This window comes from Pseudoalteromonas sp. S4492, assembly GCF_005886115.1.
In the GTDB taxonomy this organism is placed as follows: Bacteria; Pseudomonadota; Gammaproteobacteria; order Enterobacterales; family Alteromonadaceae; genus Pseudoalteromonas; species Pseudoalteromonas gelatinilytica.
Genome location: NZ_PNCP01000188.1, coordinates 1 through 346 on the forward strand (window position 1 = coordinate 1; position 346 = coordinate 346).

Annotated in this window: 1 protein-coding gene; it reads left to right on the forward strand. The window is 39.3% G+C overall.

The window, feature by feature from the left end; translation table 11 throughout:
- Positions 1-58 precede the first annotated feature (58 nt).
- Positions 59-238 (forward strand): hypothetical protein, encoded by a 180-nt coding sequence (locus tag CWC28_RS21330; RefSeq protein WP_138625755.1) that lies wholly within the window; start codon positions 59-61, stop codon positions 236-238.
- Positions 239-346 lie beyond the last annotated feature (108 nt).

Genomic DNA, 346 nt, shown 5'->3' on the forward strand with positions numbered 1-346 from the left:
AACTTCGTAATTGTCAGGAAGCATCATAAAAAACAATAAAAAACAAAGGGGTGCTGGCATGTCTAATAAAGACAAACAACTCAAAAAAGATTTTCTTCAGCAACAAGTCATTAGTCGAGACGATTTGCCTAACAAAGGTTCAAAACGCGCACTAAAGATTCGAAGAGCCCTGGAAGACAGAGAAGAAACCAAAAAACTCAGTACTTTCTTTGGCGATAGCTATTGGGGTGATGTCTAACAATCTCTTTTTCAGCCCCTTATCAAGGGGCTGAGATTTTCCTACCCATTATAGAGTTTACTTTCCTCCGCTTTCCCTAACGCAATACTGATATCTCCCAGCTTTCTA